This is a genomic window from Okeania sp. SIO3I5, from assembly GCF_010672085.1.
In the GTDB taxonomy this organism is placed as follows: Bacteria; Cyanobacteriota; Cyanobacteriia; order Cyanobacteriales; family Microcoleaceae; genus Trichodesmium.
On the sequence record NZ_JAAHHT010000334.1, the window covers coordinates 1 to 8,094 of the forward strand.

The window sequence follows — 8,094 nt, forward strand, 5'->3', positions numbered from 1 at the left end:
TCTCCCACACCTCCCACACCTCCCACACCTCCCACACCTCCCACACCTCCCACACTCCCTCTTTAGTGACTCTTCACAGTGTCTTCACTAGATATGGTTAAATATATCCCCAATAAAATGATAAAAAATCCCAGGAAATTTAGCAAATTTAAGGTTTCTGAGAAAATTATCCAAGCAAAAATGCTAGTAAGGATAGGATTGAGCAGAAGGATGGTAGCAACTAATCCCGAAGATAACCATTTAAGGCTATAACTGATCAAACCTTGAACCAGAATTATGGCCATACCCAAAATAATTAAGGTTAGCCATCCTTGCCAAGAGTGGGGAAATAATTCGCCTCTTGCTACCAGCAGAATTGGCAGGCAAAGAAAAGTTCCTAGCACACATATCCACGTTATTATTGCTGTAATACTCAACTTGGTTTGCAGTTTTTCAACAATCAGTAGATATCCAGCCCAGAAAAGAGCAGAAAGTAAAGCCAGCAAATCTCCTTCCAGTTTATCAAGGGCAATGGAGAAGTCATTAGCAACAAGGAGAATTGAACCACTAAGGGCGATCGCTACTCCGCTCAGAAACAGGCGATCGAATTTTTGACCAAATAAACTCCATCCTAGCAACGTAGTAAATAGTGGGGTGACACTGTGGAGTACCTCTGAGTTAGCAACGCTGGTTTGAGTCAGAGACCAAGCCCAAAATAATTGAAAACCCACAAACATTATTGCCAAAATTAGTAGCAGCAGAAAACTAGAGAAATCAGGAAACAGTTTAATAGGAGCTGAGTTTTGCAGCGTTTCCGTAGGAGAGGGGAGCGATCGCCGTTTAACAATCAATACTCCATTCCATAATCCTAGAACTACGGTAGCGATCCAAAAACGATTAAATATAGTTGCATTAGGGGTGATAGAGGTTCCGCTAATTCGCAGCAAGATCGGCATGAAAGCAATCATTAATAGAGTAATTAATATAGCAACATAAGCCTTTTTGACTTCGGTTGGAGAATAGTTTGACTCTGGTAATTCCAATTGGTTTGTCATTTAATTAATTGAGCTTAAAATTTCTAGTTGATAAGAATCATATCATGTCGGCTTGAATACTTACAGGACTTACGCAATCCCTACCAAGAAACCGGGTTTATTGCTTGATTATTTTCTCTCAAACTACAAAGCTTCGTTGATAAACCCGAAAATCAAAGGTAATATCAAATCCGGTAGCATCGGTGTGATTCAGTATTTAAAGATAAGAGTTTACATGGTAGGGGCGAATGGTATTCGCCCCCTAAGCATTTTATGACGACGACAGAATTATGTTACTCCGAAGCCAACGGATTTGATATAATTATTAATTATTAATTGTTAATTATTGAAGAACCGCTGTAGTTAAGATTAAAAAACTCCTCACGTACAAGATCGAGGACTTGATCAATATCTGCACGAGTGGTGCGAAAATTGACCAGACAAACCCGTAAAGCATACTTGCCAGAAATAGTAGTGTTCGAGAGATAAGCTTTTCCATTACGCTGGATAGCATATAAGATTTTAGCATTCAATTGATTCAGTTCAGCATTAAGTGTCTCCCTCTGAGTTTCATCTGCTACAGCAAATTTAGCAGCCAAAGAAGAAGGCACATAACGAAAACAGCAAATACTTAACTCTACCGGGGCAAGCAGCTCAAAATCTTTAGCTGTATTGACGCATTCAGCAAAATATTCTGCCAGAGCATTATTCTCGCAAATTGCAGCACGAATACGCTCGACTCCGTAGTAACGCAGTAGCATCCAGATTTTTAAAGCACGAAATCGTCGTGACAATTCTATGCTATAATCCCAAAACGCAAAAGATTCAGCCTCAGTTTCTTCGTGTAATTTCAAATACTCTCCAATCCCAAACGATAAAGAATCGCGAATTTGATCATAGTTGCGAAACAACAAACAACCGCAATCAATGGGCGTAAAGAGCCATTTATGGGCATCTATAGCAACAGAATCAGCACGCTCAATGCCTTCAAATAGGAAGCATTTACGGGGGTCTAATGCTGCTGGTGCTCCATAAGCGCCGTCAATATGAAACCATAAGTTATATTCTTCGGCAACACTAGCAATTTCTGTTAGGGAGTCTACAGTGCCAGTCGATGTCGAGCCGGCATTGGCCACAACACAAAAAGGTCGCAATCCCTTACCAAGATCAGTCTCAATACATTGGCGCAAATTGGATATATCCAGTCGGAAATTGGCATCCGATGAGACCGTGCGGACGCAATTTCGCCCCAATCCCATGATATCTGCTGCCTTGGAAATTGAAAAGTGGGCACGCTCCCCTGCATAAATCATCGTAGGTGTCAAGTTCCAGAAGCCTATTTCTGAAACTTGTTCGGGGGATTGAACTCGGTGGGCCATGACTAGGGCATTCAAATTTGCCATGGAACCGCCACTGGTCAAAAAACCTTGGGAGTTCTCACCATAACCGATGAGCGAGCCTAACCAGGCTACAACAATTTTTTCTAGTTCCGTTGCTGCTGGAGCGCCACGCCAAGAGTTAACATTCGGATTCAGGGATGAAGCTATTAAGTCAGCAAAGGCTCCTACTGGGGTGGAAACCGAACCAATATAACCTAAAAAGCGCGGATGACCAGTGTGGCGAGTGGCCTCGAAAATAGAACGGCAATCTGCCATCAGTTTCTCTAGGGATTCGCCTTCTAGGGAGAGTTCTGAATTGAAGCGATCGGCAAACTCGGAGGCTGAAGTATATTCAAAAAGTGGATTTTTGGCAACCTGGGTAAAGTAGTCTGTTATTAGGGCAAGGGATTGTGTCGCCAGTTCCTTTAGTGCCTTTTCTGAAAGGTCCAGAGATGAGTCAGGATTGCTGTCTTGTACTTCCGTGTTAGAGTTGTTATGAAATGGTCATGATGAATTCGATAGCCTTCATAATTTAAGTCCTTGGGTAGAGCATCAGCATGACCTTTTGGATCGCAAGATTGAGCAAATCAATAAGTTACCCAATCGCAGATTTTTAAAGAGCCACCTGCCTTTGGAAGCGTTACCCTATTATCCAGACTGGAAATACATTTGTTTGGTTAGAGATGGCAGAGATGTTGCGATGTCTTTGTTCAACCACGTTCATGCTCTGACTCCAGAAGCGCGACTGACTTCACCAGTTCAATTTTATAATCTCTCACTTGATTTTGTAGAATTTTGGGAGGATTGGTTGAGAACTGGAAACCCTTACTGGGATTGGTTTGAATTTATCAAAGATTGGTTGAAATTTAGAGATTTTCAGAATGTACTCCTCGTTCACTATCGGGATTTGATTCACGATAAGCCCGCTCAAGTTGAAAAAAATCGCTGACTTTCTCAAGATTAACCTTGAGAGTTCCCTCAAGGATATGATATTACACAAGTCCTCGCTAGAATACATGAAAAAAAATTATGCAAAATTTAATCACCCAGATTTTGACAAACACGGATTTATTAATCAAGGCAGTAATGGGCGTTGGCAAAATTTATTAAGCGAAAAGCAGATCAAAGACTATGAGGATATTTTGGAGCAGAAGTTAGGTTATGCTTGCGCTTTGTGGGTGAAAAATGGTGGGAAATTCCTAGCAATGTCAACTATTTAGCTATTTGAATATGCCAGAGTTGAAATAAATTTTTCAACCAGCTAAAGGCTAGTTTATTTTGTAGAAGTTTATGATATTTGTATCTTTCTTCTAATAGCAATAATCCAGATTACTAGGGTGTGTCACCAATTAGACGTTAGAAGCTTTGCCAGTCAAGGTTTTTAGCGTCTGGAGTTTGTAAAAGCCATGCATCCCAAAACTATTGCCACACAGCAGTTTCAAATTTAATTGATGACACGCCCTAGCCTTTTCCAGACCTATTCTCTAGTTTTTCCAGTCAAATCTTAGATGGTTAAACTTAGAGAATCTACTTAGTAGAGAAATGAGGTCATCAAGCATTATTATATGATAGTTATCTCAAGTAAAATTTGTCAAACGAAACTCCTGAAATATTACGTCTTGAATATAAAGCTCAGTGGTACGGTTCTAAATTAGTAGTAGTTGATAGGTTTTTTCCACCATCAAAAACTTGCTCTAACTGTGGTTTATGCATAAGGATATAGCAGTCGAAACAAAGGTTAGGACATCGATAAATGTTCAAACTTAGTCAGGGATTACTTCTAACTTCTGACTTCTGACTTCTGATTTGCGCGTAGCGCTATATGCCATTAGATATGAGAATGTTTAACGGCTCTAAATGCGATATATACATATTTGTCAAATTATGTTACCTTTTGTGTCAGTTTTATAAAGTAGGAATGAGAATTATGAACTCAGAAAACACTGCATATATGTTTAGCGAACACTCTGATAGAGAAGCAATGTTGCAAATGATTGATGGCTTTAGAATAACACAAGCTATCTATGTTGCTGCTAAATTAGGAATTGCAGATTTACTTAAAGATGGTCAGAAACATTGCGATGAACTAGGAGCTAAAACAAATATCAAAAGCGATAGTATGTATCGTCTATTACGCGCTTTGTCAAGCTTGGGAATTTTTTCTGAAACTGATGATAGATGTTTTCAGCTAACCTCAAGGGGGGTTTATTTGCAAAGTCATGTGCCTCATTCCCTGCACACAATGGCTTTAACCAAAGGGGAGTTGATGTATCCCATCTGGAATAATTTACTTCAGAGCATAAAAGCAGGTGAAACTGGCAGTGAATACTTATACGGCATGGATTTTTATCAATACTGTCAAGAAAAATCTGGCGTACCCAAACTCTTTGATGAGTGGATGACAACTGAAACTGAAATAGAAAAAGAGGCTATTGTTGAAGCTTACGACTTTTCTTCAATTAAGACTATTGTTGATGTCGGAGGTGGCGAAGGAAGGTTACTTGCTGCAATTCTCCAAAAGAATCCAAATCTCAAAGGAATCTTGTTAGAAATGCCTCACCTTATGAAAATAGCGAGTAATTTGCTTGAACAAAATGGTGTCAGAGAAAGATGTGAATTGAAGGATACAGATATTCTCAAGTCTATTCCGACGCGAGGAGATATTTTGATAATGAAACATATTGTTGAAAATTGGCAGGATGACCTAGCAACGGTTGTTCTTCAAAATTGTTACCAAGCCATGAACGAAGGAGATATTTTGTTGGTTTGTGAATCTGTGATTCATTCGGGTAACGAGCCTTCTATAACTAAACTTAGAGATTTGGCAGGGTTTGTTATTACGTCAGGAAAAGAACGAACAGCACATGAGTACAGACAATTACTAGAAAAAACTGGATTTAGAATGGATAGCATTATTCCTACTCGGGGAAATATCGACATAATTAAGGCAATTAAATAATAAACGGTAGTCCTGCATAGTAATGGTATACAGGAGAAAGGAATACCTGGCATGGGAGCAAGATGCTCCCACTGCTGTGCTTCCTAACAAAGATCCGGAAAATGGACGACCATTACAATGCACCACTACCTAATAAACTAAGCTAGTGGTCTGTCAAGTTTGAATTGATGGGTAAATTCGCCGAAGTTTGATAGGAGTATCTTCTGTTGTAAATTGCCAATCAATTCAACCCACATTCGGCACTTCATTTGGTTGTTTCTTTTGCTCAGAGTTGGGGGTTTCTAATTGGGTTTCTTCAACTCTGAAATTTTAGCAGAAAATCTCAGTATTTTGAGGCAAATAAGAGCGAATAATATCATGTCCGGTTGAACAGTTATAAATAATTAGGGAGGAGTCAGGAGACAGGAGACAGGAGACACGAGGGAATAAGAGGAAGTTTTAATTAATTATTGAATAGTCGATCAAAATGTGTAAGTTACATTGATAAATTTTCCACCCACATTTAAAAGTAATGTGAGTGGAAAAAAATCGGCTTACATCACAGAATTAACTTCAGCAATTTCAGGAATTTCTTCCCGGAGTCTACGCTCAATACCCATTTTGAGAGTCATAGTAGAACTGGGACAAGAACTACAAGCTCCCTGTAATCTAAGATTAACTACTGGACCATCAATATCTACTAATTGGACGTTACCACCATCTGCTTCAAGATAGGGGCGTAATTCATCTAATACAGTTTCGACATTTTCAGGTGTAAGTGCTAGTGCTTCACTCATTTTTTTCTCCTTGTTTTTTTGAGTATATTACCGATAGTAGAACTATAGTTAATTCTAACTGATTGAACAGGAAAATTAACCAAAATTTCTAATTTTTATACAACTGCTGGTTCTAATAGTTTTATATTAGAATAGTTAAATTCAGTTGTTGTTTTTTGACCCTTTTCTCTAGAATTAACAACTTGGCTAATCATTATGTAGTAATTACCAAATTTTTCATAAGAGTCCTCAAATTCTAGTTCCCTAATTACTTCATTGGTTTGAGGGTTGCGGAAAATAGCGTTATAGTGAGTAGCAATACAACCTTCTGGTGTCTCTAAGGTTTTATGAGTGTTAATCACGAAGGCCATCCGACCCATTACTCGACTAACCAGACAAATTTCTTTGCCCCTAACTTTGTAATTTGACCCCATGGCATCCCCTTCAACGATAATTTCAACTGCACCTGTATCATCGGCATTACCAAGACTAAAACTATTTTTACCGTGGGATGCTTCAAATGATGAACGTTTGCGGTGAGTTACTATGTCCCGTAGTTGAGTATAAACACTTTGTTGTACTTCGTTAAACTAAGCCAGTTTGTTACCAAACCGACTCGTCTTCAGAACCGTGCATGAGACTTTCACCTCACACGGCTCCTCTCTTAAACGTCCTTTTTCATAGGTACATCCTGCTTAAGAGTTAACATATCGTCAATCCATATATAATTTTCAGGTAAGTCCTGTAGCCTAAATTTTGGATATGTCTTTTTGTCTTTCACAGTTTTACTGTCGTGGCAATGTCGGTGCAACAATTGTTTGTTTTTGAGTGTGTTGTCACCACCTTCAGACCTTGGTTTTATATGGTCTACTTCCATAAGGTCAGATGGCCTAAAGGTTAATTCACAAAATGCGCATTTATTCTTCTGCCGTTTTAACAGCGTTGTGACTTCTTTCCTAACGCCCGGATATTTGCCGATTCTATTACTCCAATAAGTCCAGTCGCCGTCATAAGGAGATTTATTACCTTTCACTTTGATGTGCCTTACTATAGGTACATCTGAGTGTTGGTTTAGTATATATTCACCGTCATTAAGTAACCAATTTCTGGTTCCTTTGCAGCGAGAGAAATACTTTTTCTTAACCCAAGCTACTGACTTGTTTGGATGCCTCCTGCTTCCCCATCTCCATAGTCTTTTCCATAAGAGCGTATCTAATTCACTACATATCTCTTTGCTGACTATGGTTGAGAAGTAGTTACCCCATCCTCTGATCACCGGATTTAATTTAGCGATTATTGCTTTAGTGGAAGCGGTTTTGTGAGAATCACATATATCCGCCAGTTTCCGATAGTGAGTTTTTATGCTCTTAGAAGATGGTTTAATCAGCGTCTTAAACCCTTGTTTGGTTGTCTTTTTCTTCCATTGCCTGATTGTGAATCCTAGGAAATCAAATCCGGGTTTGTTCCCATCATATTCTTCTAAGGTGTGGGCAATTTTGGTTTTTTCTGGTTTTAGTTCTAATCCTACCTGGTTCAACCATTCCTGTATTACGGATGCGGCTTGTATTACTACTTTGATGTCTTCATGTAGGATAACGAAGTCATCAGCATAGCGTATTAGAGAAAGACTTTTTATCTTATCTCGTTGGGATATTTGCCTGTCCCTATTATTTTTCATGTCAAGGGTTTTAGCAAACTCATCTAGTCTTTCCTCCATACCGTGTAGGGCGATGTTTGCTAGTAAGGGCGATATTACCCCGGACTGTGGCGTACCTTCCACAGTGTTTGAGAATTGTTTCTTATCAAATACCCCGGACTTTAACCATTGCTTGATTAGTCGCCTGTAAGGTGATTGACCAACCTTTCCCAACAGTGCATCATGGTTAATTCGGTCAAAACATTTTGATATATCAGCATCAAGCACATATTTAGGTTTGAGACTGATACTTTTGAAAATAGCTTCAATTGCATCATGTGTTGACCGCCCC

7 protein-coding genes and 2 pseudogenes are annotated in these 8,094 nt (G+C 39.1%); 4 read left to right on the forward strand and 5 right to left on the reverse strand.

Features of this window, described 5'->3' with window-relative positions:
• Positions 1-62: 62 nt before the first annotated feature.
• Both F6K40_RS36900 and F6K40_RS36905 read right to left on the reverse strand, forming a co-directional pair.
• Positions 63-1,034, reverse strand: coding sequence for a DMT family transporter (locus tag F6K40_RS36900; protein ID WP_293144182.1), 972 nt, complete (start codon positions 1,032-1,034; stop codon positions 63-65).
• A 311-nt stretch (positions 1,035-1,345) separates the two neighbouring features.
• Complete coding sequence (locus tag F6K40_RS36905; protein ID WP_365674080.1) at positions 1,346-2,842, reverse strand: pyridoxal phosphate-dependent decarboxylase family protein; 1,497 nt, start codon at positions 2,840-2,842, stop codon at positions 1,346-1,348.
• A gap of 76 nt (positions 2,843-2,918) precedes the next feature.
• Between F6K40_RS36905 and F6K40_RS36910 the strand changes: the two are divergent.
• The 4 genes and pseudogenes from F6K40_RS36910 to F6K40_RS36925 form a co-directional block, all read left to right on the forward strand.
• Positions 2,919-3,341 (forward strand): annotated as a pseudogene (locus tag F6K40_RS36910) (sulfotransferase domain-containing protein); the annotation flags it as partial.
• 37 nt (positions 3,342-3,378) lie between these two features.
• A complete protein-coding gene (locus F6K40_RS36915; protein WP_293144185.1) occupies positions 3,379-3,612 on the forward strand; it encodes a sulfotransferase domain-containing protein in 234 nt (77 codons plus the stop codon).
• Positions 3,613-3,980: 368 nt separating this feature from the next.
• Positions 3,981-4,115 (forward strand): zinc ribbon domain-containing protein, encoded by a 135-nt coding sequence (locus tag F6K40_RS36920; RefSeq protein ID WP_365674077.1) that lies wholly within the window; start codon positions 3,981-3,983, stop codon positions 4,113-4,115.
• Positions 4,116-4,319: 204 nt separating this feature from the next.
• A complete protein-coding gene (locus tag F6K40_RS36925) occupies positions 4,320-5,351 on the forward strand; it encodes a methyltransferase (protein WP_293144188.1) in 1,032 nt (343 codons plus the stop codon).
• Positions 5,352-5,884: 533 nt separating this feature from the next.
• On the opposite strand, the gene F6K40_RS36930 is transcribed toward F6K40_RS36925, so the two are convergent.
• The 3 genes and pseudogenes from F6K40_RS36930 to F6K40_RS36940 form a co-directional block, all read right to left on the reverse strand.
• Positions 5,885-6,127 carry a NifU family protein gene (locus F6K40_RS36930; protein ID WP_293144191.1) on the reverse strand — a complete coding sequence of 81 codons (243 nt, stop codon included), beginning with the start codon at positions 6,125-6,127 and terminating at the stop codon, positions 5,885-5,887.
• Positions 6,128-6,222: 95 nt separating this feature from the next.
• Positions 6,223-6,678, reverse strand: a pseudogene (locus F6K40_RS36935) (DUF3386 domain-containing protein); the annotation flags it as partial.
• A 92-nt stretch (positions 6,679-6,770) separates the two neighbouring features.
• On the reverse strand, positions 6,771-8,094 hold a 1,324-nt coding region (locus F6K40_RS36940), incomplete at its 5' end, for a group II intron reverse transcriptase (protein ID WP_293144194.1).

Excerpts from the sequence above, each read along its gene's own strand:
- F6K40_RS36900 (WP_293144182.1), bottom strand. The coding sequence starts at position 1,034 with ATGACAAACCAATTGGAATTACCAGAGTCAAACTATTCTCCAACCGAA.
- F6K40_RS36915 (WP_293144185.1), top strand. The coding sequence starts at position 3,379 with ATGATATTACACAAGTCCTCGCTAGAATACATGAAAAAAAATTATGCA.
- F6K40_RS36925 (WP_293144188.1), top strand. The coding sequence starts at position 4,320 with ATGAACTCAGAAAACACTGCATATATGTTTAGCGAACACTCTGATAGA.
- F6K40_RS36930 (WP_293144191.1), bottom strand. The coding sequence starts at position 6,127 with ATGAGTGAAGCACTAGCACTTACACCTGAAAATGTCGAAACTGTATTA.